Origin of the sequence: Streptomyces sp. NPDC059201 (assembly GCF_042754585.1) — a bacterium.
In the GTDB taxonomy this organism is placed as follows: Bacteria; Actinomycetota; Actinomycetes; order Streptomycetales; family Streptomycetaceae; genus Streptomyces.
This window is the reverse complement of sequence record NZ_JBHZBB010000010.1, coordinates 134,038-158,892: the sequence shown is the minus strand read 5'-3', so window position 1 is coordinate 158,892 and position 24,855 is coordinate 134,038. Positions and strand designations below refer to the sequence as shown.

Annotated in this window: 19 protein-coding genes; 8 read left to right on the top strand and 11 right to left on the bottom strand. The window is 72.0% G+C overall.

What is annotated here, in order from left to right:
* The first annotated feature begins 53 nt into the window (after positions 1-53).
* Positions 54-1,382: an MFS transporter gene (locus ACFXMG_RS28810; protein ID WP_383824853.1), complete on the top strand. Its 1,329-nt coding sequence runs from the start codon at positions 54-56 to the stop codon at positions 1,380-1,382.
* A 77-nt stretch (positions 1,383-1,459) separates the two neighbouring features.
* Here ACFXMG_RS28810 and ACFXMG_RS28805 read toward each other — a convergent pair whose 3' ends face one another.
* The 5 genes from ACFXMG_RS28805 to ACFXMG_RS28785 form a co-directional block, all read right to left on the bottom strand.
* Positions 1,460-2,371 carry a M56 family metallopeptidase gene (locus ACFXMG_RS28805; protein ID WP_383824851.1) on the bottom strand — a complete coding sequence of 304 codons (912 nt, stop codon included), beginning with the start codon at positions 2,369-2,371 and terminating at the stop codon, positions 1,460-1,462.
* A complete protein-coding gene (locus tag ACFXMG_RS28800) occupies positions 2,368-2,736 on the bottom strand; it encodes a BlaI/MecI/CopY family transcriptional regulator (protein ID WP_383824848.1) in 369 nt (122 codons plus the stop codon). Before ACFXMG_RS28800 ends, ACFXMG_RS28805 begins: the two co-directional genes overlap by 4 nt.
* Before the next feature lie 109 nt (positions 2,737-2,845).
* Positions 2,846-3,064, bottom strand: a complete 219-nt coding sequence (locus ACFXMG_RS28795) for a heavy-metal-associated domain-containing protein (RefSeq protein WP_383824845.1) — start codon at positions 3,062-3,064, stop codon at positions 2,846-2,848.
* 163 nt (positions 3,065-3,227) lie between these two features.
* Positions 3,228-4,106, bottom strand: coding sequence for an acetylxylan esterase (locus tag ACFXMG_RS28790; protein WP_383824841.1), 879 nt, complete (start codon positions 4,104-4,106; stop codon positions 3,228-3,230).
* A 142-nt stretch (positions 4,107-4,248) separates the two neighbouring features.
* Positions 4,249-5,709 carry a cytosine permease gene (locus ACFXMG_RS28785; RefSeq protein WP_383824839.1) on the bottom strand — a complete coding sequence of 487 codons (1,461 nt, stop codon included), beginning with the start codon at positions 5,707-5,709 and terminating at the stop codon, positions 4,249-4,251.
* A gap of 602 nt (positions 5,710-6,311) precedes the next feature.
* Here ACFXMG_RS28785 and ACFXMG_RS28780 point away from each other — a divergent pair.
* From ACFXMG_RS28780 to ACFXMG_RS28760, 5 genes are all read left to right on the top strand, one after another.
* Positions 6,312-7,721, top strand: a complete 1,410-nt coding sequence (locus ACFXMG_RS28780) for a family 2B encapsulin nanocompartment shell protein (RefSeq protein ID WP_383824836.1) — start codon at positions 6,312-6,314, stop codon at positions 7,719-7,721.
* 56 nt (positions 7,722-7,777) lie between these two features.
* Positions 7,778-9,109 carry a family 2 encapsulin nanocompartment cargo protein terpene cyclase gene (locus tag ACFXMG_RS28775; protein ID WP_383824833.1) on the top strand — a complete coding sequence of 444 codons (1,332 nt, stop codon included), beginning with the start codon at positions 7,778-7,780 and terminating at the stop codon, positions 9,107-9,109.
* 18 nt (positions 9,110-9,127) lie between these two features.
* A complete protein-coding gene (locus ACFXMG_RS28770) occupies positions 9,128-10,018 on the top strand; it encodes a geranyl diphosphate 2-C-methyltransferase (protein ID WP_383824830.1) in 891 nt (296 codons plus the stop codon).
* Between the two features lie 188 nt (positions 10,019-10,206).
* Complete coding sequence (locus tag ACFXMG_RS28765) at positions 10,207-10,935, top strand: IclR family transcriptional regulator (protein ID WP_383824827.1); 729 nt, start codon at positions 10,207-10,209, stop codon at positions 10,933-10,935.
* Between the two features lie 145 nt (positions 10,936-11,080).
* Positions 11,081-11,551 carry a hypothetical protein gene (locus ACFXMG_RS28760; RefSeq protein WP_383824824.1) on the top strand — a complete coding sequence of 157 codons (471 nt, stop codon included), beginning with the start codon at positions 11,081-11,083 and terminating at the stop codon, positions 11,549-11,551.
* Positions 11,552-11,612: 61 nt separating this feature from the next.
* Here ACFXMG_RS28760 and ACFXMG_RS28755 read toward each other — a convergent pair whose 3' ends face one another.
* From ACFXMG_RS28755 to ACFXMG_RS28740, 4 genes are all read right to left on the bottom strand, one after another.
* A complete protein-coding gene (locus ACFXMG_RS28755) occupies positions 11,613-13,055 on the bottom strand; it encodes a GH1 family beta-glucosidase (RefSeq protein ID WP_383824822.1) in 1,443 nt (480 codons plus the stop codon).
* Between the two features lie 106 nt (positions 13,056-13,161).
* Positions 13,162-14,085: a carbohydrate ABC transporter permease gene (locus ACFXMG_RS28750; protein WP_383824818.1), complete on the bottom strand. Its 924-nt coding sequence runs from the start codon at positions 14,083-14,085 to the stop codon at positions 13,162-13,164.
* A gap of 4 nt (positions 14,086-14,089) precedes the next feature.
* Complete coding sequence (locus ACFXMG_RS28745) at positions 14,090-15,091, bottom strand: carbohydrate ABC transporter permease (protein WP_383824815.1); 1,002 nt, start codon at positions 15,089-15,091, stop codon at positions 14,090-14,092.
* A 90-nt stretch (positions 15,092-15,181) separates the two neighbouring features.
* Complete coding sequence (locus tag ACFXMG_RS28740; RefSeq protein WP_383824812.1) at positions 15,182-16,522, bottom strand: ABC transporter substrate-binding protein; 1,341 nt, start codon at positions 16,520-16,522, stop codon at positions 15,182-15,184.
* 381 nt (positions 16,523-16,903) lie between these two features.
* Between ACFXMG_RS28740 and ACFXMG_RS28735 the strand changes: the two genes are divergently transcribed.
* Entirely contained in the window at positions 16,904-17,965 is a 1,062-nt protein-coding gene (locus tag ACFXMG_RS28735) for a LacI family DNA-binding transcriptional regulator (protein WP_383824810.1), read from the top strand.
* A gap of 127 nt (positions 17,966-18,092) precedes the next feature.
* Here ACFXMG_RS28735 and ACFXMG_RS28730 read toward each other — a convergent pair whose 3' ends face one another.
* Complete coding sequence (locus ACFXMG_RS28730; protein ID WP_383828898.1) at positions 18,093-19,835, bottom strand: glycoside hydrolase family 6 protein; 1,743 nt, start codon at positions 19,833-19,835, stop codon at positions 18,093-18,095.
* A gap of 53 nt (positions 19,836-19,888) precedes the next feature.
* Positions 19,889-21,466 (bottom strand): cellulase family glycosylhydrolase, encoded by a 1,578-nt coding sequence (locus ACFXMG_RS28725; protein ID WP_383828896.1) that lies wholly within the window; start codon positions 21,464-21,466, stop codon positions 19,889-19,891.
* 281 nt (positions 21,467-21,747) lie between these two features.
* Between ACFXMG_RS28725 and ACFXMG_RS28720 the strand changes: the two genes are divergently transcribed.
* Positions 21,748-24,663 carry a glycoside hydrolase family 48 protein gene (locus ACFXMG_RS28720; RefSeq protein WP_383828894.1) on the top strand — a complete coding sequence of 972 codons (2,916 nt, stop codon included), beginning with the start codon at positions 21,748-21,750 and terminating at the stop codon, positions 24,661-24,663.
* Positions 24,664-24,855 lie beyond the last annotated feature (192 nt).

Genomic DNA, 24,855 nt, shown 5'->3' with positions numbered 1-24,855 from the left:
CATGTCGTTCAGGACACTGGGGTGGCCGAAGGGGCCGGTCCAGCATCGACGGCGTGACCACCGAACAGCCGCAGACGCGACGACCGACGACCGCCCTCTCCCCGCCGCCGACGGACGCGCCCCCGGGCGTACCGGCGGGCGTACCTGCGGGCGTCTCCCCGGGCGTGCCCTCCGGGGCGCCCCCGTTGTGGGACCGCCGCTTCGCGCTCTACTTCACCGCCCGCTCGGTCTCCCTCCTCGGCGACGCGATGATGCCCGTGGCCGCCGCGCTCGCCGTCGGCGCGCTGTACGGAGTCTCCGGCGTCGGGCTCGTTCTCGGCGTCTGGACCGGGACGTTCGTCCTCCTGGTCCTCTTCGGCGGGGTTTTTGCCGACCGGTTCGGCGCCCGCCGGATGATGGTGGGCGCGGACCTCGTCCGGGTGGGCACGCAGGGCGTGCTGGCGGTGGCGTTCTTCGCCGGACGCCCGCCGTTCTGGCTGCTGGTGACCATGGCGGCGCTGGCCGGCGCGGCGGTCGCGATGTTCCTCCCCGGGGTGAACGGCATGGTGCCGCTCGTCGCCCGCGACCCCCAGCGGGCCAACGCGACGCTCAAGGTGGCCGACGCCCTCGCCCACCTCCTGGGCCCGGCGCTGGCCGGTCTGCTGATCGCGATGACGAACGCCGGTACGGTCTACGCGATCGACGCCGGGACCTTCCTCCTGAGCGCCCTGTGCCTGGCCCTCCTCCGCCTGCCCCGCAAGGCGCCCGGTCCGGAGCGGCGCACCGGCGGCTCGCTCCGCCGCGATCTGCGCCAGGGCTGGCGGGAGTTCCGCGCGCGGACCTGGATGTGGTCGGTGATCCTCATCTGGATCGTCTACGGCATCCTGGTCTTCGGCCCGCTCGTTCCCCTCGCCTCGGCGCTGATCGGCGCCCGCCTGGGCCCGGACGCGTACGGTCTCGCCGTCTCCGCCCTCGGCGCGGGCACCGTCCTCGGCGGCCTCGTGGCCCTCCGACTGCGCCCAGCCCGCCCCCTGGCGGCGGGCGCGACGGCCCTCGCCCTCTACACCGCGCTCCCTCTGAGCGTGGCCCTCGACGCCGACCTTCCGGTCCTCCTGGCCGCTCACGCCACGGCGGGCGGCGCCCTCGCCTTCTGGTCCGTCATGTGGGCCACCAGCGTCCAGACCCACACCCCGCCGGAGGTCCTCAACCGCGTCACCGCCTACGAGTTGGCGGGCTCCGTCTCCGGCATCGCCCTGGGTCAGATCCTGGCCGGCCCGGCCACCACCCTGACCACCCCCGACCGCTTCCTGCTCCTCTCGGCCCTGACGTGCGTCGCGGCCACGGCGGCTCTCCTCGCCATCCCGGCGATCCGTACGCTCCGGCGCGCGGCGGAGGGTGAGTAGGGAGTGCCGCTGTCCATACGCCGGGCGGGTAGGGAGTGCGGCTCTCCATGCGCCGGGCGGGTAGGGAGTGCCGCTCTCTATACGCCGGGCGGGCAGGCGACGAGCAGGGGGAGGAAGGGGGCGGTGAGGGCCGCCGAGGCGAGGGTGCCGCGCAGGGCGGGGTGCGGGGCCGGGCGGGGGCCGAGGATCCGTTTCATCCGGAGCACCGCCGGTGACGGCCCCGCCGCGCCGAAGGCGCCCTCCGGGGCCCGGCTCGCGGCCAGTTCGTACATCGCGGTGGCGAGGACGCTGTCCGGGTGGCGGCGCAGCGCCCGGTCGTCGGCGCTCATCTCCAGGAGGAGGGCTACCTGGTCGCGGACGTGACGGGCGAGCGGCAGCCGGGGGAACAGCGCGGCGAAGCCCTCGGCCGCGGCGAGCGGCAGGTGGTGGCGGCCGGCGACGTGGGCCCGCTCGTGCTCGACGACCGCGTCGAGCTGGCGGGGGCTCAGGAGCCGTACGGCCGCGTCGCTGACGACGACGCGGGCGCGCAGTCCGGGCAGGCAGTACGCGCCTGGGGTGGCGTGCGGGAGGACGGTGATCCGCAGCCGGGAACAGCGGACGCCCACCTTGTCGAGCCGGTCGCGGTGGCGGGCGCGGTGCAGCCCGGCCCGGACGAGCCGGTGGGCGACCGCCCCGGCCCAGGCGCCGAGGACGGCGGACGGCAGGGCGACGGCGAGGCGGTCGGCCGTGCCGGGGTCCGGCGCGGCCGGTCCGGAGCCGACCCCGCAGGCGTGCAGCAGGCCGACGAGGCCCGCGTGCAGGTGCTCGGTGGGGGTGCCGGTCTGCGCGGCGGCGAGCGCCACCGCCAGGACGAAGGTGACGGTGAGGGCGAGCCATACGGTCACGCCCAGCGCGGGCGCCCGGTGCGGCCAGGCGCTGCGCAGCAGGACGCGCGGGGCGGTGATGCCCACGAGGGCGGCGTAGCCGAGGAGCGCGGGGGCGGCGTTCACCCGTCGGTCCGGCGCTCGGCCTCGCGGAGCGCGGTGCGCAGCGCGTCGAGTTCGTCGGCGTCGAGGTTCTCCACGAACCGGGCGAGCGCGGCCGTCCGGTCCTCGCTGGCGCCGAGGCCGTCCTCCATGAGCGCGGCGGCGTACGCCTCGCGGGTGGCGGCGGCGCGGTAGAGCCAGATCCGGCCCTCGCGGGTGCGGGTGAGGTGGCCCTTGTGGAAGAGGATGCTGGTCACCGTGGTGACGGTGGTGTACGCGATGTCGCGGTGGCGGTTGATGTCGTCGACGATCTCGCGCACGGTGGCGGGGCGCCGCCACCGCCAGAAGCGGTCCATGATCTCCGCTTCCAGCTCCCCGAGCCGACGCATCCGTCCCCGTCCTCTCCGCCGATCCCGGCCCCGCTCGCGGGGTCCGGTCCCTGATCCCGCGACCGGCCTCATGGTAGTCGGGCCGGTCGCGGCGCCCGGGCGGGGCGGTTCAGGCGCGGCCGAGGTAGTCGTAGCCGGCCTCCTCGACGGTCTCGGCGACCGTGGCGTCGTCGAGCGGCGCGGAGCTGTTGACGGTGACGAGGCCGGTGGAGATCTCGACGTGGACGGTGTCGACGGCGGCGAGCTCCCGGAGGGCGCCGCTCACGATCGCCTTGCAGTGGCCGCTGTTGACGCCGGCGACCTGGTAGGTGGTGGAGTGCGCGGACATGGGAACCTCCGTGTCGAGCCTGAGCGCTGAATACCCCTAGGGGGTATCTCCTTCGGGTCTATGTATACCCCGCCGCGCAGCGCGCGGGCAAGGATTCACGTGCCCGAATTCAATACCCCTCAGGGGTATCACCACCTGGAGCGGAGGCTCAGACTGTGCGGGCTCAGACCCCGCCAGGTCCCGCGATCTGCTCCGCCCGCCCGTTGCGGTCCCATCCGGACCACAGGTCGTCGTCGCCGCAGTAGCCGCAGCCCGGACCGAAGAAGACCCCGCGCGCGTTCTCGTCGCCCATCAGCCAGAAGCGCAGCCACGCGGTGGTCGGGGCGCGGAAGTCGCCGCCGTCCCCGATGGACGACAGGTGACCGGCGCCGCGCACCTCGCCGTACACGGCGGGCAGGTGGCCCGAGTCGCGGTAGAGCGCCTTCACCAGCGCCGGCCAGACCGTCAGGTCGCGCTGCCCGGCCAGGTAGAAGAGCGGCACGTCGGTGAGGTCGGGGTCGGTCAGCGGGCCCGGCTGGATCGGCACGGCCGTGTCCACGCGCGCGTCGATCGCCGCGTTCACCGCCGCCGCCCCGCCCTGCGAGTGCCCCGCCGAGCCGATGTGCTCCAGGTCCACCCTGCCGAAGTACTCGCTGCCGGGGTCGGCGTTCCGCCGCTCCAGGACGTCGATACCGGCCCGCATGCTGATCGCGAAGTTGGAGGTGGGGGTGTTGGCGGCGGCGACGATGAAGCCGTGGCTCGCCCAGTGGCGCAGCAGCGAGCTGTAGATCCCGGGTACGGCCCCTGTGCCGTTGCCCCAGATCACCACGGGGTGGCGCTCGCCGGACGCGCCCATCGTCTTCGGGTGGTAGAAGGTGTGCACCGCCTCGATGTCCACGTCCACCTCGTACGGGCCCGGCTGGCCCCAGGCGGTGCCGACCGACGGGATCCCGCCGGTCGCCGCCGGGTCGGGCTCCGCCGTGGCGGCGGGTGTCATGCCGAGCGTCATCAGCACGGCGAGCAGCAGACCGCCGAACAGGCGGCGCCTCGTTCTCCCTGGCATGGGAACTCCTCTGTGGTTCCGTACGGTCGCGCGTCCTCGCGACCGTGGCCAGGGACATCGTGGAGCGGCCGGACCCGGGTGTCTGTGCGCGGGGGCCCAGTCCTGCGCCGGCCCGCCTGTGCAACTGCCCAGTCGGGCCCGGTCAGTCGCTCGCCGGGGCGGCCCGCGCGCGCAGCGTCAGCGCCGCGTACAGCGCGCCGGCGACGACCAGTCCCACGAGCCAGCCGAAGTCGTCCAGCGGCGCGAGGAACGGCAGCAGCGGACCGTCCGACCCGGCCCCGGCGCCCTCCGGCGAACCGCCCACCGCCAGCACCCCGCCCACCAGGAACGCCACGACGGCCCGCCAGTTCCAGCCGCCCGCGTACCAGTACGGCCCCCCGGCCCGGTACAGGTCGTCCGGCCGCAACCGGGTCCCGCGCACGATCCAGTACTCCACGACGAGGATCCCGGACACCGTGCCGAAGAAGCCCTCGGCCAGGTTCGCCCAGCCCAGCACCTCGTAGTCGCTGCTGCTCCGCGCCCACCACGCCACCGCCGTGCCCGCGAGCGCCGCGAGCACCGCCGCGCCCCGGAAGCCGATCAGAGACGGGGCCGTACTGGAGAGGTCGTAACCCGCCGACACCAGGTTGAGGCCGAGGTTGGCGCAGAGCGTCGCGACGATCAGCATCGTCGCGGCGACGAGGGTCCCGCCGGGCATCCCGTCCAGGACGTGCGCGGTGAGCGAACCGGTGTACCCGTCCGTCCCGTACGAGGACAGGGACATCAGCGCCATCGTGTACAGCAGGATCCCCGTCATCAGCAGCGGGAGCAGCAGCCCCACCCCCATCCGCCTCCGGGAGCCCTCCGCCCGCCGGCCGGGCGAGCCCAGATGCACCAGGTCGGGCACGGTCAGCCCGACCGCGGCGAAGAGCGCCGTCGCGGAGGCCAGCGCCGGGGCGGCCGCGGGCCAGAACTCCGACCCCCAGCCGATCGGGTCCGCGGGCTCGGGCAGCACCGGGCCCTCCCCGTGCGCGGACGCCCAGAGGAAGGCCACCACGAGTCCCGCGATCAGCACGGGCGCGGCGAGGTCCGCGAACCGGCGCAGCCCGTTCGGACCCTTCGTGATGATCCACAGCTGGAGTCCCAGGAAGACCAGATAGGCGGGGCTGAGGAAGTCGCCCGAGCCGAAACCGCCCAGATCGTCCCCGAACAGCAGCGTGATGCCCTGGACCCCGAGATCGGCCTGGAAGCCGAAGAAGACGCACGCCGAGGCGAACCGCAGCAGCGCCGGCAGCGCGGCCCCCCGGACCCCGAACGCGCTGCGCGCGAAGACCGCGAACGGCACGCCCCACCGGTCGCCCGCGTGCTCCACCAGGAGCGACGGCAGCAGGACGGCGAGCTGGGCGACCCCGCAGATCAGCAGCGTCTGCGGCCATGTGAAACGGTCCTGTCCCGGCATCCCGGAGAGCATCAGATAGGCCAGGCTCCAGGACACGCAGATCCAGATGGCCGCGAAGTCCCACCAGCGCCACCGGAACTCGCCCGTCCCGTTGGGCAGCAGGTCCGCGTTGGCGTACCGCCGGTCCGGCGCCCCCTCCGCGTACGGATGCGGGACCCCGCTCACCACGCGGACCGCCCCGAACCGTCGCCGCCGCCCCGCGCGCGGGCATGCCACTTCCCCATGCGTCCCCCCGGTAACCCCGACACCGCCGGTACCCCCCGGCACCTCATGACTGGTCGTGCGCAGGGCATCGTCCCATGAACACACTGACGAAAGAGGTGAGTTGAAGGCATGGGAGGCCGGGACGGACGGGACTCCCGGCGCCCCGGGGGATCGCGAGGGGGCCGCGTTGACGCCGCCGGTTGACTTGTGTGACGGCAGGGGCGGGTTGTCAAGCAGGGGCCGCTGTGGTCCACGTGGCCGGAATGCGTGCGGTCCGATCGGGGCGCCGCCCCGCCCCGGGACCCCCGACCGGCCCGCTTGCCGCCGCTTCCCGGAGCGCGTGGCGGAAAGCCGTCGCATCCGCCCGTAAACCGGGGCCGAAACAAGATCACTGCATCGAGGTAATGCCCCTCGTCTCTCCGGGCAGGGCGCGCTGACGGACCGTTACTGTTCCCCGGGATCTGGACGGATGGCCAGACCACCACCCTCCATTCCTCCCCTTTCGACCGGTTCGGCGTGCCGTCGTGCCCGGTCACCACCCTCGCTAAGGAGAGCCCGGTCCGATGACCGTCGACACCAGCCCGGAAGCCCAGGCGGCACCCCCGCAGCAGTCCCTCAGCACCCACGCCGCCCGGAACCTCGCCACCACCACCAAGTCCGCCCCGCAGATGCAGGAGATCACCTCCCGCTGGCTGCTGCGGATGCTTCCCTGGGTGGAGACCAAGGGCGGCGCCTACCGGGTCAACCGCCGGCTCAGCTACACCGTCGGCGACGGCCGCGTGGAGTTCGTCCAGGACGGCGCCACCGTCCGCGTGATCCCCCGCGAGCTGGGCGAACTGGCCCTGCTGCGCGGCTTCGACGACGACGAGGTGCTCAGCGCGCTCGCCGCCCGCTGCGTCCAGCGCGACTTCGCCGTGGGCGACGTCATCGTCACCCGGGGCAACCCGGCAGGCGAGATCCACCTCCTCGCGCACGGCCGCATCAGCCAGATCTCCGAGGGCCCCTACGGCGACGACATCGCCGTCGCCGTGCTCGGCGACGGGGACCACTTCGGCGAGAACGCGCTGCTCGACGCCGACGCCACCTGGGACTACACCGCGACCGCCGAGACCGCGGGCACCCTCCTCACTCTCTCCCGCGCCGACTTCGCCGCGGTCATGGCCAACTCCCCGGCGCTCCAGGCCCACATCGAGGAGTTCAGCACCCTCCCCGACCAGCGGCAGAACAAGCACGGCGAGGCCGAGATCGCCATGTCCTCCGGGCACGTCGGCGAGGCCGTCCTCCCCGGCGCCTTCGTGGACTACGAGCTCAAGCCGCGCGAGTACGAGCTCTCCGTCGCGCAGACCGTCCTCAAGGTCCACACCCGCGTCGCCGACCTCTACAACGGCCCGCACAACCAGACGGAGGAGCAGCTCCGCCTGACCATCGAGGCCCTGCGCGAGCGCCAGGAGCACGAGCTCGTGAACAACCGCGAGTTCGGCCTCCTCCACAACGCCGACTTCAAGCAGCGCATCCAGACCCACTCCGGCCCGCCCACCCCGGACGACATGGACGAGCTGCTCAGCCGCCGCCGGGGCACCAAGCTCTTCCTCGCCCACCCGCGCACCATCGCCGCCATCGGGCGCGAGTTCAACGCCCGCGGCCTCTACCCGGACCACGTCGACCTCGGCGGCCAGTCCGTCCCGGCGTGGCGCGGCGTCCCGATCCTGCCCTGCAACAAGATCCCGATCACCAAGGAGCAGACCAGCTCCATCATCGCCATGCGTACGGGCGAGGAGAACCAGGGCGTCGTCGGCCTGCGCCAGACCGGCCTCCCGGAGGAGTACGAGCCCGGCCTCTCGGTCCGCTTCATGGGCGTCAGCGAGCAGGCGATCATGTCGTACCTCGTCACGACCTACTACTCCGCCGCCGTCCTCGTCCCCGACGCCCTCGGCGTGATGGAGAACGTGCAGATCGCCCGCCGCCGCGACTGACGGCCCGTCCGTCCCGGATCCGGGACGGACCACCCCACCCAGCAAGGAGCTGACGGATGCCCGACCCCGGGCTCTCCCCCCTGCCGGCGCACCTGCCCGCGGCGGCGGCCCGCCTCGGGGCCGACGTCCTCGCCCAGGCCCTCGCCGGCCCGCTCGCCGAGGCCCCCGCGCCGCGGTCCGCGCCCCGCTGGATCCCCGGCGGACCCAGCGGACTCGGCACGGCGAGCGTCTCGTTCGCCCGTCCGGCACCGGCACCGGTCCCGGTGCCGGACGCGGGGACGCACCCGCTGCCGGACGTGGCGCCGGACATCGTGGCGGACATCGCGCCGGACGGGGTGCCGCACCTGGTGCCGGACGGCGTGCCGGCTCCGGTCGTCGACCCGGCCGCCGCCGCCGTCCCGTCGGTGGAGGGCCGGCCCATCCCCGGCCTCTACTACCACCCGATCCCCGATCCCGACCCCGCCCGCGTGGACGAGGTCAGCCGCCGGATCAAGGACTGGGCCGTGGACGAGGTCCAGCTCTACCCGGAGGAGTGGGAGGGGCAGTTCGACGGCTTCTCCGTCGGGCGCTACATGGTGGCCTGCCACCCCGACGCCCCGACCGTCGACCACCTCATGCTCGCCACCCGGCTCATGGTCGCGGAGAACGCCGTCGATGACTGCTACTGCGAGGACCACGGCGGCTCCCCGATCGGACTCGGCGGCCGCCTCCTCATGGCGCACAGCGCGCTCGACCCCCTCCACACCACACCGGAGTACGCCCCGGCGTGGGCGGAATCGCTCGGCTCGGACGCCCCGCGCCGCTCGTACCGCTCCGCCATGGAGTACTTCACCCGCGCGGCCTCGCCCTCCCAGGCGGACCGCTACCGCCACGACATGGCCCGGCTCCACATGGGCTACCTCGCCGAGGCGGCCTGGGCCGAGACCGGCCACATGCCCGAGGTGTGGGAGTACCTGGCCATGCGCCAGTTCAACAACTTCCGCCCCTGCCCCACCATCACCGACACCGTCGGCGGCTACGAACTGCCGGCGGACCTGCACGCCAGACCGGAGATGCAGCGGGTCATCGCCCTCGCGGGCAACGCGACGACCATCGTCAACGACCTGTACTCCTACACCAAGGAACTCTCCAGCCCCGGCGTCCACCTCAACCTGCCGGTGGTGCTCGCGGAGCGCGAGAAGCTCTCCGAACGCGACGCCTACCTCAAGGCGATCGAGGTCCACAACGACCTCATGCGCGCCTTCGAGACCGCCGCCGCCGAGGTGGCCGCCACCTTCGCCGTCCCCACCGTGCTGCGCTTCCTCAAGGGCGTCGCCACCTGGGTCGACGGCAACCACTACTGGCACCAGACCAACACGTTCCGCTACAGCCTGCCCGACTTCTGGTAAGCACCCTCCCGGTAAGAAATGGATTCCTCTGTGACCATCGAGCTGACCTCCACCGACGCCTCCGCGACCATCCCCGGCCCGGCGACGCCGTACCAGGGCGACATCGCCCGCTACTGGAACGCCGAGGCCCGGCCCGTGAACCTGCGCCTCGGTGATGTGGACGGCCTCTACCACCACCACTACGGCATCGGCGCCGTCGACCACGCCTCCCTCGGCACCCCCGAGGACAGCGAGTACGAGAAGAAGCTGATCGCCGAGCTTCACCGCCTGGAGTCCGCCCAGGCCGAGGTCCTCCTCGACCACCTCGGCACCGTCACCCCGGCCGACACCCTCGTCGACGCCGGCTGCGGCCGCGGCGGATCGAGCGTCATGGCCCACCAGCGCTTCGGCTGCCACGTCCGGGGCGTCACCCTCTCCTCCACGCAGGCCGAGTTCGGCAACCAGCGCGCCCGCGAGCTGGGCATCGACGACCACGTCAGCGCCCAGGTCTGCAACATGCTCGACACCCCGTTCGAGAAGGGCAGCGTCACCGCCTCCTGGAACAACGAGTCCAGCATGTACGTCGACCTCGACGACCTGATGGCCGAGCACTCCCGCTTCCTCAAGGTCGGCGGCCGCTACGTCACCATCACCGGCTGCTGGAACCCCCGGTACGGGCAGCCCTCCAAGTGGGTCTCCCAGATCAACGCCCACTTCGAGTGCAACATCCACTCGCGCCGCGAGTACCTCAAGGCGATGGCCGACAACCGCCTGGTGCCCCAGGCCGTGATCGACCTGACCCCCGACACGCTGCCCTACTGGGAGCTGCGCGCCACCTCTTCGCTGGTCACCGGCATCGAGGAGGCGTTCATCGAGTCGTACAAGGACGGCTCCTTCCAGTACGTGCTGATCGCCGCCGACCGCGTCTGATCCCCCGCACGGCCGGTCACCGGGCCGGGTCCGTCCACCGCGACGGGCCCGGCCCCCGGCATGTCCGCGACGCACCGGCGCCGAACCCTTCGGTGATGCGTCCGGTTCCGGGGCATCGTGGAAGCGCGCCCGGAGCCGTGCCACAGGGGGACAACGGCCGGGCGGAGCAGACAGGGGGAACGCGACCCATGGACCACGGGACACGTCCGAGAACCGCCGAGCCGCGCGCGACCGCGGAACAGGACCGGCCGGGGCGCGGCCGGGGCGTGCTGGAGGGGGCCTTCGCCCTGCTCGACGCGCTGCGCCGGTGCGGCGACGAGGCGGGAGTCACCGAACTGGCCCTCGCCTGCGGGGTGCCGAAGGGCAGCGCCCACCGGCTGCTCGACCAGCTCGTCGCCCTCGGCGCGGTGGAGCGGCGCGGCGCGCGCTACCGCGTCGGCCCGCAGCTCTACCGGCTCGGCCAGGGGTGGGAGCCGCACCCGGGGCTGCGGCTCGCCGCCCGGCTGCCGGTGCAGCGGCTACGCGCCGCGACCGGCGCCAGCGTCGTCCTCGCCGTGCTGCGCGAGGACCAGGCGCTGATCGTCTCCTCGGCCCCCGGCGAGCTGGAGCCGCTGGTGCCGGTGCGGAACGGGACCGCGTTCCGGCTCGACACCGCCGCCGGGTACGCGCTGCGCGGACCGCTCAGGGCCGGGGCCGTCCTCGACCGCGAGGACGTGATGGACGGGGTGTGCTGCGCCGCCTTCCCGGTGCGCGGCCGGGAGGGGCGGACCGTCGCCGCGCTCGCCGCCATGGTGCCGGCCGGGCGGCGCCTCGACGCGCTCGCCGAGGCCGTCGCCGACGCGGGGGGCGCGCTCGGCCGCGCCCTGGTCCGGGGCGTACCGCACCGCGCGATCCCGCCCGCCGCACTCGCCCCCTGAGCCCCGCCGCCAACTCCTGCCGGACGACGTTCCGTTGAGCGGAACGCGCGTAGAACGGGGCGGGGGAGGGGCGGCACAGTAGGGGACGTGCCGGGGGAACGGCACGAACGGACAGCGACACGAACACCTTCGGGGGAGACACACCATGCGCAAGAACCGGGCCGTACGCATCGCCGCCACCGCCCTCCTCGGACTCGGCACCCTCGGCGCCTTCGCCGGCACCGCGCACGCCGAGCCGATCGACTACGTACGGATCGAACTCGTCGAGCTGCACTGCCAGAAGAACAGCGAGGGCGACCACGACGAGGCGTACCTCAAGATCACCGACGCCAACGGCAACGCCGTCAAGGTCTGGCCGGGCAACGGCATCACCTACCAGACGATGGGCTCCGGCTACGTCCGCTCCATGGCGGACGGCAACGGCAACGCCGCGCTCATCCTCGGCCGGGAGCAGGCCCGCACCCTGACCCTGTGGGACAAGGACACCTTCGGCGGCGACGACAAGCTCGGCGCCACCCTGGTCACCGGCAGCGAGGTCGGCGCCGAGACCCAGTGGCGCAGCGTCGAGGGCTCCGGCGGCGTCTACGTCATCGGCTACCGCGTCGTCGACATCTGATCGACCGTCACATACGCGTGAGGGCCGTGCCGGTGAACCGGCACGGCCCCGCGCCGTGGGCTCAGATCGCCTCGGGCGCGCGCAGCTCGCCCGAGCGCGCCACGCCCGCGTACCAGAGAGCGCTGGTCTTCGGGGTGCGCTCCAGGGTGTCGTAGTCGACCCGGACCATGCCGAACCGCTTCGCGTAGCCGTACGCCCACTCGAAGTTGTCGAGGAGCGACCACAGGAAGTAGCCCCGGACGTCGACGCCGTCGTCCATCGCCCGGTGCACCGCCTCCAGGTGGGCGTGCACATAGGCGGTGCGCTCGGGGTCGTGGACCCCGCCCTCGTCGCCGACCACGTCCTCGTACGCGGCGCCGTTCTCGCTGATCACCAGCGGCAGACCGGGGTACGCGTCGGAGACCCGGCGCAGCAGGTCGTAGAGGCCGCTCGGGTCGACCGGCCAGCCCATCGCCGTCCGCTCGCCGGGCGCGCGGTGGAAGGCGACCGAGTCGGCGCCCGGCCACGGCGAGTGGGTGCTGTCGCCGTGCCCGTCGTCCTGCGGCTTCTCCTCGCCCTCGGCGACGGCGGCCACCAGCGTGGGCGTGTAGTAGTTGATGGCGAGCAGGTCGAGCGGCTGGTTCGCCGTCGCCGTGTCGCCTTCGTGGACGAAGGACCAGTCGGTCAGGTGCCGGGTGTCGGCGATCAGGTCCTCGGGGTAGGCGCCGTCCAGCATCGGGCCGAGCCAGACGCGGTTGCCGACGGCGTCGATGCGGCGGGCCGCGTCGCGGTCCTCGGGGGAGTCGCCGCGCGGGCGCACCTCGTGCAGGTTGAGCGAGACCGCGATCTGGCGGTCCGCCGGCAGGGCGGAGCGCAGCGCCTGGACGGCGAGCCCGTGGCCGAGGTTGAGGTGGTGGGCGGCGCGCAGCGCGGCGACCGGGTCGGTGCGGCCGGGGGCGTGCACCCCGGAGCCGTACCCGAGGAAGGCGCTGCACCACGGCTCGTTGAGGGTCGTCCACCGCTTGACGCGGTCGCCGACGGCGTCGGCGACGATCCCCGCGTACTCGGCGAAGCGCTCGGCCGTGGCGCGCTCGGGCCAGCCGCCCGCGTCCTCCAGCTCCTGGGGCAGGTCCCAGTGGTAGAGGGTGAGGGCCGGCTCGATGCCGGCGGCGAGCAGCTCGTCCACGAGCGCCCGGTAGAAGTCCAGGCCCTTCTGGACGGCGGGACCCCGGCCGGTGGGCTGGACCCGGGACCAGGAGACGGAGAACCGGTAGGCGTTCAGGCCGAGTTCGGCCATGAGGGCGACGTCCTCGCGGAACCGGTGGTAGTGGTCGACGGCCACGTCGCCGGTGTGGCCCTCGAAGACCTTGCCGGGGGTGTGCGAGAAGGTGTCCCAGATGGACGGGGTGCGGCCGTCCTCACGGGCCGCCCCCTCGATCTGGTAGGCGGCGGTGGCCGCGCCCCAGAGGAAGTCGGAGGGGAACGAGCGGGTGGCGGTGAGCGGCCGGGTCTCGGACGCGGTCATAGGAGAGCGCTCCCAACGCGGGGTACGGGGCGGCCCGTTCGGGTCCGGCGACTGCGGCGGACCCGTACGGCCGACGGGAATGCGATACGGAGTGGGGTGGGGCCGGTCAGCTCTTGACCGCGCCGGCGGTGATGCCGCCCACGATGTGCTTGCCCAGGAAGGCGAAGACCAGCAGCAGCGGCACGGTCGATATCAGCGCGCCGGTCAGGACGATCGCCTGGTCCACGGTGTGGTTGCCCGCGCCGAGTCCGGCGAGCGCCACCTGAAGGGTGGGGTTGCCGTCCTGGGTGAGCGCGATGAACGGCCAGAAGAAGTCGTTCCACGCCTGGACGAAGACGAGCATGCCGAGCACGGCCATGGCCGGGCGGGCCACCGGGAAGACCACGTGCCAGATGATGCGCAGGCTGTGCGCGCCGTCCATGCGGGCCGCCTCGACCAGCTCGACGGGCAGTGCCTCGACGAGGAACTGGCGCATGAAGAAGACGCCGAAGGCGGCGACGAGCGAGGGCAGGACGACCGACTGGAGCTGGTCGAACCAGCCGAGGTCGGTGATGATCCGGTAGAGCGGGATGACGCTGAGCTGCGGTGGGATCGTCATCGTGGCGACCACCAGCGAGAGCAGCATCCCGCGGCCCTTGAAGGGCAGTTTGGCGAAGGCGAAGCCGGCGAGCGTGGAGAAGAGGACGGTGGACAGTGCCACCAGGCTCGCCACGATCGTGGTGTTGATCAGGGCCGCGCCCATGTCGACCTGATCCCACGCGGTTTCGAGGTTGGTCAGCAGGCGCCGGCCGGGCAGCAGGGGCGCGGGCGCGGTCGAGACGCGGTCACCGGAGTGCGAGGCGGCGACGACGTTCCAGTAGAGCGGGAACAGCGAGACCGCGGTGGCGAGGATCAGCAGGACGTAGGTGATCGGGCCGGCGTGGTGCTGCTTGCCGGCGGCCTGGCGGAAGCGGCGTCCGCGCGTGGGAGCCTCCCCGGCGGGCGGGGTCTGCCCGGTGCGCGCGCGGGGCCGGTCGAGAGTGCGGGCCATGGGATCAGCCCCCCAGCTTCTTGCGGTGGTGGCGGGTGACGAGCGCCTGGATCCCGCCGATGAGGAGCAGGAGGAGCAGCATGACCCAGGCGATGGCCGAGGCTTGGCCGAGCGAGCCGGTGACCCAGCCCTTCTCGTACATCAACAGGCTGAGCGTCTGGAACTGGTGGCCGCTGCCGCCGCTGATGCCGAGGCTGCCGCCGAAGAGCATGGGCTCTCCGAAGAGCTGCGTGGCGCCGATGGTCGACACGATGATCGTGAAGAGGATCGTGGGCCGGATGGACGGGATGGTGACGCTGACGAACTGGCGCCAGCGGGACGCGCCGTCCAGCGAGGCGGCCTCGTAGAGGTCCTGCGGCACGGCCTGCATGGCGGCCAGGTAGATCAGCGCGTTGTACCCGGTCCAGCGCCAGGTGACGATGACGGAGATGGCGACCTGGGCCGGCCACCGCTCGGTGTCCCAGTCGACCGGTCCGATGCCGACCAGGTCGAGGAACGAGTTGATCATTCCGTAGTCGGCGTTGAAGAGCTGGGTGAAGACCAGGGTCGCCGCCGCGATCGAGGTGGCGTAGGGCGCCAGGATCGCGATCCGGAAGAAACCCCGGCCGCGGAGCTTGTAGTTGAGCAGATGGGCCAGACCGAGGGCCATGAGGAGTTGGGGGACCGTCGAGATCACGCCGATGGTGAACGTGTTCAGGAGCGCGTTCCAGAAGAACTCGCTGGTCGCCAGGTCCGTGTAGTTCTCCAGGCCCTTCCACTCGGGGGTGCCGCCGAGTTCCACCCGGTTGAGCGAGAGCCAGCCGGTGTAGATCAGGGGGAAGAGGCCGAACGCCGCGAAGGTGAGGAAGAAGGGGGCGATGAAGACGTACGGGATCGCCTTGATGTCCCAGCGGTAGAGAGTGCTGCGCCGGCCGCCGGGGCCGGAGCGGCGGCCTCTGCGGCGCGAGGAGGCGGGCGGAGCCGGCGGCGGCGTGCTGCCCGGCTTCGTCCGAACGGAGGTGGCCACGGGGGCGTCCTTCCAGGTCGATGCGTGCGGTGGTGCGGACGGTGCCGGCCCGTCGCCCGTCGGTGGCGGCGGGCCGGCACGCGGTCCCCGCTACTGGCTGATCTTGTCGTCGACCAGCTTCTTGACGTTCTCCCACGCCTTGGCCGGGTCGGTGCCTCGGGTCTCGATGTCGAGGATGCCGTTGTCGGTGAGGAAGGTCTTCACCTGGCCGTCCCAGCGGCTGATGGCCGCGGGCGTGATGCCGTTGGCGGCCGACGAGAAGATCTTGCCGACCGGGGTGTCACCGAAGTACGGCATCTTGGCGTTCTGCACCGCGGCCGAGGTGAGCGTGTCCTTGGAGGAGGGGATGTTGCCGTTCACGGCGAAGACCTTGGCGTGCTGCTCGGGCGCCGTCAGCCACGCGGCGAGCGCGGCCGCCTCCTTGGCGTGCTTGCTCGCCTTCGGGACACCGAGGAAGGCGCCGCCCCAGTTGCCGGCGACCGGCGGTGCGGCGATGTCCCACTTGCCCTGGTTGGCGGGGCCCGCCTCGTCCTTGATGATGCCCGTCATCCAGCTCGGGCAGGCGACGGTGGCGAACTTGGAGTTCTTGAACGAGGCGGCCCAGGTCTTCTTCTCGTCGAACTGGCGCAGCTTGGCCGTGAGTCCGCCCTGGGCGGCCTTGACGGCGATGTCCCATGCCTTCTTCACGCCGGGGCTGTTCTCCCAGTCGAGCTCGCCGCCGGCGTTGGCGTACTGGATCGGGTCGCTGGAGATGACCGCGTTGAAGAGGCCGCTCGCGGAGTCGTGGAACGCGGTGCCCGCGGGCGCGTTCTTCTTGTAGGTCTCCCCGGCGGCGAGGAACTTGCTCCAGTCCCCGGCCCACAGCTCGCCGACGGCCTGACGGTCGGTCGGCAGCTTGGCCTTGGCGAAGAGGTCCTTGTTGTAGCAGATCGCCATGGGGCCGATGTCGGTGCCGAGGCCGATGACCTGGCCGCCGCCGGTGGTGGCCTGCTTCACCTTCCAGTCGAGGAACGCGCCCAGGTCGGCGCCGCCCTCCTTGCTCAGGTCGACCCACTTGCCGCCCAGGGTGGAGCCGGTCGCCTCGGCGATGTAGCCGACCTCGATGGCCTGGATGTCCGCGGTGCCGCTGTTCTGGGCGAGGCGCAGCTTCAGGGTGTCCCAGTACTTCTGGCCGTCGGAGACGTTCGTCTCCTCGATCTTGATGTTCGGGTGGAGCCGCTCGTACTCGGCGTAGAGCTTCGCGCCGGTCTCGTTGTCGTAGCCGAAGTTGCCGAAGGTGCCGATCCGGAGCGTGATCTTCTCGCCGGAGGCGCCATTGCCCTCGTCGTCCTTGTCGCTTCCGCAACCCGTGAGCAGGACCGTGCCGGTCACCACTGCGGCGACCGCCGCGGCGGCCGTGCGGCGTCCGCGTCTGCTGCTGGAAGTGCGCATTCCACTCTCCTCGTCCAAAGGTGGTGCTCGTTGTGCGCCAAGAGGTCCGGCCGGCTGCTCGCGGCTCGGCGGGCCCTGCCGGGACCTGATGCAGGCTGTACCGCTCCCGATGGGAGCGCTCCCACGTCGTTGCCGGAAGGTTGCCGCCGGGCGGGTGGGGGTGTCAAGACATGAACGCGGATTCGTTACCGGAAGGTGTTCGGCGGGTTTCCCGGCGCCCCCACGCGGTTCTTCACGTCATCTCCTGAACGCGCGCGTGGCGCCGCGGGAGCGCGGTGCTCTAGGGTGGGAGCGCTCCCATCCCCGGTGTGGCCCGCACGGGCCCCTTCCTCCGGCACGGCCGCTCTGTCTGTTCGGACGGTCCGCCCCACCGCGGCCCTGGTGAGCGGCACGAGGTCCGACGAGGGGAGCACGGCGACGGTGAACGGACGGCAGATCAGCAGACCCACCCTGGAGCAGGTCGCGGCCCGCGCCGGGGTCGGCCGGGGCACCGTCTCGCGGGTCATCAACGGCTCCCCCCGGGTGAGCGAACAGACCCGCGCCGCCGTGGCCCGGGCCGTCGCCGAGCTGGGCTACGTACCGAACCAGGCCGCCCGCGCGCTCGCCGGCAGCCGCACGGACGCCGTCGCCCTCGTCATCCCCGAGGCCGAGGCGCGGCTCTTCGCCGAGCCCTACTTCCTGGACCTCATCCGCGGCGTCAGCGCGGAACTGGCGGAGGCGGACAAACAGCTCCTGCTGACCCTGGTCCGCAGCGAGCAGGAGCGGCAGCGCTTCGAGCAGTACCTCGCCGCCCAGCGCGTCGACGGCGTCCTCCTCGCCTCCGTCCACGGCGACGACCCGCTCCCCGACCGCGTCCGCGAGCTCGGCATCCCGGTCGTCATGAACGGGCGCCGCTCCGAGGCCGAATCCGTCCCGTACGTCGACTCCGACAACATCGGCGCCGGCCGCGCCGCCGTGGCCCATCTGGTGGGCCGGGGCCGCGCGCGCATCGCCACCGTCACCGGCCCGCTGGACATGTACGTCGCCAGGGCCCGGCTCGGCGGCTACCGTGCCGGACTGGCGGAGGCGGGGCACGCCCCCGACGAGGGCCTGGTCGCCGCGGGCGACTTCACCGAGGACGGGGGATACGCGGCCACCCGCGGCCTGCTCGAACGGCGCCCGGACCTGGACGCCGTCTTCGCCGCCTCCGACGTCATGGCCGCCGGCGCCCGCGCGGCGCTGCGCGAGGCGGGCCGCCGCATCCCCGAGGACGTCGCCCTCGTGGGCGTCGACGACTCCCCGGTCGCGCGCCTCATGGACCCCCCGCTCACCAGCGTGCGCCAGCCCATCGAGGAGATGGGCCGCACCATGGCCCGCATGCTGCTCGACGAGGTCTCCGGCACCCCCCGGGACGCGGCGAAGCGCGTTCTGCCGACGGAACTGGTGGTGCGGGGGTCCTGCTGACCCCAGCCGCTTTCCTCGCGTGTGCGCACAGACGGACGGCCGGACGGGACCCTGGGGTCCCGTCCGGCCTGGTTTCCGGGGGTGGGGGCCGTGACCCGGCTCCGCCGGGCCGGGTCACGGGCGGGGGTTACAGGGCGGGGTGGGCGTTCTTCATGAGCTCCTGGAACTGGGCGGAGAACCAGTGGCCCGAGATCGGGGCGTCGGGGAGCGAGCCGGACATGCTGTTGCCGTTACGGGCGTTGCCCGTGTAGGTCGGGTCGCACATCCGGTCGAAGCCCTTGCCCTCGGTGTTCGGGATCTCCTTCGAGGCGCCGTCGGACTCGCCCGGGGGCTTCATCCAGACGTACGCGTCGATGCCGGCGGCGGGAGCCGCCTGCGGACGCTCGCCGAGGCCGGCACCGGCCTGGTTGCACCAGTTGCCGAGGTGGATGCGACGGTCGTAGCGGCCGCCGTTCACGTAGGTGTCGACGCTGGTCAGCGCGCCCGGGCCGGTGGGCCGCTGGGTGCCGCCCCAGCCGTTGCGGGAGGTGTCGATCAGCATGCCGAGCTTGCTGTCGAAGCCGAGGGAGACGAGCTTGTCGCGCATCGCCTGGGCGTAGGACAGCTCGTCCGTGTACCAGTTCCAGTCGACCCACTTCGAGGTGCGCACCGAGGCGCCGTTGACGCTGTCGGTGATCTTGAAGTGGTCCTCCTTCAGCGCGCTGTAGTTGGCCGTGTTCACGATGAAGCCGTGCACGTTGGCGACGGTCGAGCCCTCGGCGGTCGCGGCCTGCTTGAACAGCTCGGCGGAGGGGCCGAAGTTGGAGTCCCAGCCCAGCCAGCCGTGGTGGCCCGCGTCGACGTAGTTGTAGACGTTGGAGATCGCGCCGAGCTTGTTGAGCGCGTAGCCGACGCCCTTGATGTAGTTGCCGTTCTGCTTCATGACGTTGCAGTTGGCGGTCTCGGTCGGGCGGCCGGCCACGTTGGTGACCAGGTTGGGCAGCGAGTCGATCTCGACCGTCGTGACGATGCGCAGGCTCGCGTACTTCGGGTCGGCCAGGATCGCCGCGATCGGGTCGATGTACTGGGTCTTGTACTTGTCGATCTCCGTCGGGCCGAGCTCACCGTTGGAGGCGAGCGCGGCACAGTCACGGCCGGGCAGGTTGTAGATGACCAGCTGGACGACCAGCTCGCCGGTGCCCTTCTGGACCAGGGCCTCGTCTAGGTGGGCGCGCAGGCCCATGCCGCCGTTGACGCCGGCGATCGCGGCGGTGCGGTCCAGCCAGACGCCGGTCGGCTGGTTGGAGATCCGGTTGCCGCCCGGCTCCGCCTCGGCCTTGGCGCGCCACTCGGGGTTGACGTACACCTTGGCGCCCGCGTACGGGTTGTCCGCCTTCTGGCCGGCCGGCGGGGTGGTCGGCGGCGTCGTGGGCGGGGTGGTGGGCGGCGTGGTCGGCGGGTCGGTCGGCTGCGTGGCGGTGTTGCAGGTGACGCCGTTCAGCTTGAAGGTCGCGGGCACCGCGTTGGTGCCGCTGTACGAGCCGTTGAAGCCGAAGGAGGTCGAACCGCCGGTGGCGAGCGTGCCGTTGTAGGACAGGCTCTTCGCGGTGACGGCCGCGCCGGACTGGGTGATGGTGGCGTTCCAGCCCTGGGTGACCTGCTGGTTGCCGCCGTAGGACCACTCCAGGGTCCACGCGGTCACCGGGTCACCGGTGTTGGTGACGACGACGTTGGCGCCGAAGCCGGTGTTCCACTGGTTGGTGACGCTGTAGTCGACCTTGCAGCCCGGGGTGGCTGCGCCGGCGGTGGCGCCGAAGACCGTGGCGGTGGCTCCGGTCGTGGCGATGAGGCCGAGGGCCGCCAGAAGGGCGGTACGGCTGGTGCGGCTCATGGGGGTGGGTGTTCCTTTCGGGTGATCCGTGTGAGGCGGGGGACTGGCGGGGGTCACGGGGCGAGCGCGCGCAAGTGGTCGCGCAGCCCGATCCCGAACGCGGTGGGTGTGCCGTCGTACGAACTGATCAGCGCGGGACCGGAGTTGCAGTTCCAGGTGTTCCAGGTCCAGCCCAGGTACGAGAGCCCGCGGTCGTCGAACCACTTCATGACGCGGTCGATGAACGCGTGTCCGCAGGTGTTCTCACCGATCTCGCCGGCCAGCAGGGGGACCTGCGCGGCCACGGGGGCGAGGGTGTCGTTCCAGCACGTCTCGGTGGAGCAGGTGTTGAAGTTGTAGACGTGCCAGGCGGCGCCGAGATTCTGCGCCGGGTCCGTGGGGCGGTACGTCAGCCACTGGCTGAGGTCGTTGGAGTACGCGATGCCGGGCACGAGGACGAGGTTCTTCGCTCCCGTGGCGCGGACCGCGTCCAGCAGGTCCTGCATGCCGGCGACCTCGTACCCGATGCCGGGACAGGTGCCGCCGTCGCGCCAGCAGGTCCATGCCTGGGTCGCGGTGGAGGTCGCCCGGTCCGGATAGGGCTCGTTGAAGAGGTCGAAGACGACGCGCTTGTCGTTCTTGAAGGTGTTCGCGACCGAGGTCCAGAACGCCGGGGTGTACTGCGCGTTCGGCATCGGCTTCTGGCAGGAGGCGTGCACGTCGCCGCAGCCCGAGGAGTTGCCGGTGTACTGGCCGTACGTCCAGTGCAGTTCGACGACCGGGGTCATGCCGTGGGCCAGGACCTTGTTCACCAGGTCCTTGACGGCGTTGATGTAGTTGGTGCCCCGGTACTCGGGCTTGATGCTGTCCAGGCCGAGCCAGCACTCCTCGTTGAGGGGGATGCGGACCGTGTTGGCCTTCCAGTCGGCGATCGCCTTCACGGAGGCGTCGTCGGCCGGACCGTCCCAGATGCCGTGGCCCTGGACGCACATGAACTCGCCGCCGGAGCGGTTGACGCCGAGGAGCCGGCGGACCGCGCCGTTCTGGTCGGTGAACTTGTTTCCGGTGACGGTGAGTTCGGGCGCGCCGGTGACCGGGGTCGGCGGCGGCGAGGTGGGCGGGGTGGTCGGGGGAGTGGTCGGTGGAGTCGTGGGCGGAGTGGTCGGGGGATCGGTCGGGGGAGTCGTGGGCGGGGTGGTCGGAGGCGTGCTGGTGGGCGGGGTGGTCGGCCCGTCCACATTGCAGGGCACACCGCCGAGCGTGAACGAGGTGGGGGCCGTGTTGGCCCCCGTCCACGAGGCGATGAAGCCCGTCGTCGCCTTCGCGCCGGAGCCGAGCTGGGCGTTCCAGCTCTCGTTGGCGACGGTCACCGCGGCGCCCGACTGGGTCCACTTGCCGCCCCAGCCCTGGCTGACCTGCTGGCCGGCCGGGAAGGCGAAGCCGAGGCTCCAGCCGTTCAGCGCGGTGCTGTTGTTGGTGACGGTGACGGCACCCTGGAAGCCTCCGGTCCACTGGTTCGTGACCGAGTACTCCACGGTGCAGACGGGTGCGGCCGCGGCTCCTGAGGCCGTACCCACGACGGCGAGCGCGGTGCTCGCCATCATGACGGCTGCTCCTGCGAGCAGCGCGGTGGGACGTGGGGGTTGTCGCATGAGCGAGTCCTCACAGCGAGGGCACGCCCCCTACGGCGTGCCGACTGGATGGAATCGCTCCCACTGGTCGGGGCAGACCGTAGCGGCTACCGAAGCCAAGCAAAAGAGGAGTTGAGGAAATTGCTCGTCGTTTGCCTTCGACTCTTCACACGTCTTGACGTGGTTGCGTCACGCTTGCACAGTGGGAGCGCTCCCACTGGTTCACGGCTTGTTCACGCACCCCCCGAACTGTCCGCTCTTCGCACCACCCGACCTCCCGAGCCGCGAGGAGATCCACCCGCATGCCACGCCTGAGACCACGCCGCCCACGCAGGCACCTGACCGCCCTGACCGCCGCACTCGCCCTCCCCCTCGGCCTGCTGGCCGCGGGCGCCGGCACCGGCACCGCGCAGGCCGCCGCCGTGCAGTGCAGCGTCGACTACAAGACCAACGACTGGGGTTCGGGCTTCACCGCCGAACTCACCCTGACCAACCGGGGATCCGACGCCCTGAACGGCTGGACCCTCACCTACTCCTACGCCGGTGACCAGAAGCTCACCAACGGCTGGAGCGGTGTCTGGTCCCAGTCCGGGAAGAACGTGACGGTGACCAACGCCGGCTGGAACGGCACGGTCGCCCCCGGCGCCGCCGTCACGGCCGGCGGCCAGTTCACGTACAGCGGCGCCAACGCCGCCCCGACGAACTTCGCCGTCAACGGCACCTCCTGCGCCGGCGCCCACCAGCCGCCGGTCGCCGTCCTCACCAGCCCCGCCCCCGGCGCGGTCTACAGCCAGGGCGACGCCGTCCCGCTCGCGGCCACCGCCGCCGCGGCCGACGGCGCCACCGTCGACAAGGTCGAGTTCTACAGCGACACGACCCTCCTCGGCACCGACACCACCGCGCCCTTCATCCACAGCGCGGCCGGTCTCGCCACCGGCGCCCACTCGCTCTACGCCAAGGCGTACGACAGCCAGGGCGCCTCCGCCGAGTCCGCGCCGGTCGGCATCACGGTCGCGGCCGGCCCCGCGCTCGTCGTCACGCCGGGCGCGCTGACCGTCCGCCAGGGCGCCACGGGCACCTTCGACCTCAAGCTCTCGAAGGCCCCGGCGTCCAACGTCACGGTGACCGTCGCCCGTACCTCGGGCAACACCAACTTGACCGCGAGCCCGGCCACGCTCACCTTCACCCCGGCGAACTGGAACACCGCCCAGAAGGTGACCGTCACCGCCGCCGCCACCGGCACCGGCGTGGCGGTCTTCGGCGCGACCGCACCCGGCCACGCCAAGGCCGAGGTCTCGGTCACGCAGCTGGCCGCGAACTCGACGTACGACGCCCGCTTCCTCGACATGTACGGGAAGATCACCAACCCGGCCAACGGCTACTTCTCGCCCGAGGGCATCCCGTACCACTCCGTCGAGACCCTGATCGTCGAGGCCCCCGACCACGGGCACCAGACGACCTCGGAGGCGTACAGCTACCTGATCTGGCTGGAAGCCATGTACGGCAAGATCACCGGTGACTGGAGCAAGTTCAACGGCGCGTGGACGATCATGGAGAAGTACATGATCCCCACCCACGCCGACACGCCCACCACCGGCACGTACAACGCCTCCAAGCCCGCCACCTACGCCCCCGAGTGGGACCTTCCGTCCCAGTACCCGGCCAAGCTGGACGGCGGCGTCACCTCGGGCTCCGACCCGATCGCCGGCGAGCTGAAGAGCACGTACGGCACCGACGACATCTACGGCATGCACTGGATCCAGGACGTCGACAACGTCTACGGCTTCGGCAACGAGCCCGGCAAGTGCTCCGCCGGACCGACGGCGACCGGCCCCTCCTACGTCAACACCTTCCAGCGCGGCCCGCAGGAGTCCGTCTGGGAGACCGTCACCCACCCGACCTGCGACAACTTCTCCTACGGCGGCAAGAACGGCTACCTCGACCTGTTCACCGGGGACGCCTCCTACGCCAAGCAGTGGAAGTTCACCAACGCCCCCGACGCCGACGCCCGCGCGGTCCAGGCCGCCTACTGGGCCGACCTGTGGGCCAAGCAGCAGGGCAAGGGCGACCAGGTCGCCGGCACCATCGGCAAGGCCGCCAAGATGGGCGACTACCTGCGGTACGCCATGTTCGACAAGTACTTCAAGAAGGTCGGGAACTGCGTCGGCCCGACGGCCTGCCCGGCCGGCACCGGCAAGAACAGCGCCCACTACCTGATGTCCTGGTACTACGCCTGGGGCGGCGCCACCGACACCTCGGCGGGCTGGTCCTGGCGGATCGGCTCCAGCCACGCCCACGGCGGCTACCAGAACCCGCTCGCCGCCTACGCGCTGAGCGAGTACGCCCCGCTCAAGCCCAAGTCGGCCACCGGACAGACGGACTGGGCCACCAGCCTCGACCGGCAGCTGGAGTTCTACCGCTGGCTCCAGTCGTCCGAGGGCGCCATCGCGGGCGGTGCCACCAACAGCTGGCAGGGGCGCTACGCCACCCCGCCGGCCGGCACCCCGACCTTCCACGGCATGTACTACGACGAGAAGCCCGTCTACCACGACCCGGCGTCGAACCAGTGGTTCGGCTTCCAGGCGTGGTCGATGGAGCGGGTCGCCGAGTACTACCAGCAGACCGGTGACGCCGAGGCGAAGACCGTCCTCGACAAGTGGGTCTCCTGGGCGCTGTCGAAGACCACCGTCAACCCGGACGGCACCTTCCGCATCCCGTCCACCCTCCAGTGGTCCGGCGCCCCGGACACCTGGAACGCGGCGAACCCCGGCGCCAACACCGGCCTGCACGTCACCGTCGCCGACTACACCAACGACGTCGGCGTCGCCGCCGCCTACGCCAAGACCCTGACCTACTACGCGGCCAAGTCCGGCCACGCGGAGGCCAAGCGGGTCGCCAAGGCCCTCCTCGACGGCATGTGGGACCACCACCAGGACCCGCTGGGCATCGCCGTGGCGGAGACCCGCGCCGACTACAACCGCTTCGACGACCCGGTGTACGTGCCGAGCGGCTGGACCGGCGTGATGCCGAACGGCGACAAGGTCGACTCCACCTCCACCTTCGCCTCGATCCGCTCCTTCTACCAGGACGACCCGGCCTGGCCGAAGATCGAGGCGTACCTGGCGGGCGGCGCCGCCCCCGTCTTCACCTACCACCGCTTCTGGGCCCAGGCGGACATCGCCCTGGCCATGGGCTCGTACGCGGAGCTGCTCGAATAACAGCCCGCCCCGCGCGAGGGGCTCCGCGTACGACGAGGCCGGGTGGACCCCGCAAGGGGCCCGCCCGGCCTTCGGGTTTCCCGCGCGCGTTCACCGCGGTCCGGGGGGCGTGGGGGCTGTGGGCTGTGGTCCATTGACGCCCGAGAGCTCCCCTCCTACGTTCTCGTTCGGACATACGACCGTTGGTCGAAA

Excerpts from the sequence above, each read along its gene's own strand:
- ACFXMG_RS28800 (WP_383824848.1), bottom strand. The coding sequence starts at position 2,736 with ATGCGTCGGCTCGGGGAGCTGGAAGCGGAGATCATGGACCGCTTCTGG.
- ACFXMG_RS28795 (WP_383824845.1), bottom strand. The coding sequence starts at position 3,064 with ATGTCCGCGCACTCCACCACCTACCAGGTCGCCGGCGTCAACAGCGGC.
- ACFXMG_RS28790 (WP_383824841.1), bottom strand. The coding sequence starts at position 4,106 with ATGCCAGGGAGAACGAGGCGCCGCCTGTTCGGCGGTCTGCTGCTCGCC.
- ACFXMG_RS28780 (WP_383824836.1), top strand. The coding sequence starts at position 6,312 with ATGACCGTCGACACCAGCCCGGAAGCCCAGGCGGCACCCCCGCAGCAG.
- ACFXMG_RS28775 (WP_383824833.1), top strand. The coding sequence starts at position 7,778 with ATGCCCGACCCCGGGCTCTCCCCCCTGCCGGCGCACCTGCCCGCGGCG.
- ACFXMG_RS28770 (WP_383824830.1), top strand. The coding sequence starts at position 9,128 with ATGGATTCCTCTGTGACCATCGAGCTGACCTCCACCGACGCCTCCGCG.
- ACFXMG_RS28765 (WP_383824827.1), top strand. The coding sequence starts at position 10,207 with ATGGACCACGGGACACGTCCGAGAACCGCCGAGCCGCGCGCGACCGCG.
- ACFXMG_RS28760 (WP_383824824.1), top strand. The coding sequence starts at position 11,081 with ATGCGCAAGAACCGGGCCGTACGCATCGCCGCCACCGCCCTCCTCGGA.
- ACFXMG_RS28755 (WP_383824822.1), bottom strand. The coding sequence starts at position 13,055 with ATGACCGCGTCCGAGACCCGGCCGCTCACCGCCACCCGCTCGTTCCCC.
- ACFXMG_RS28750 (WP_383824818.1), bottom strand. The coding sequence starts at position 14,085 with ATGGCCCGCACTCTCGACCGGCCCCGCGCGCGCACCGGGCAGACCCCG.
- ACFXMG_RS28740 (WP_383824812.1), bottom strand. The coding sequence starts at position 16,522 with ATGCGCACTTCCAGCAGCAGACGCGGACGCCGCACGGCCGCCGCGGCG.
- ACFXMG_RS28730 (WP_383828898.1), bottom strand. The coding sequence starts at position 19,835 with ATGAGCCGCACCAGCCGTACCGCCCTTCTGGCGGCCCTCGGCCTCATC.
- ACFXMG_RS28725 (WP_383828896.1), bottom strand. The coding sequence starts at position 21,466 with ATGCGACAACCCCCACGTCCCACCGCGCTGCTCGCAGGAGCAGCCGTC.
- ACFXMG_RS28720 (WP_383828894.1), top strand. The coding sequence starts at position 21,748 with ATGCCACGCCTGAGACCACGCCGCCCACGCAGGCACCTGACCGCCCTG.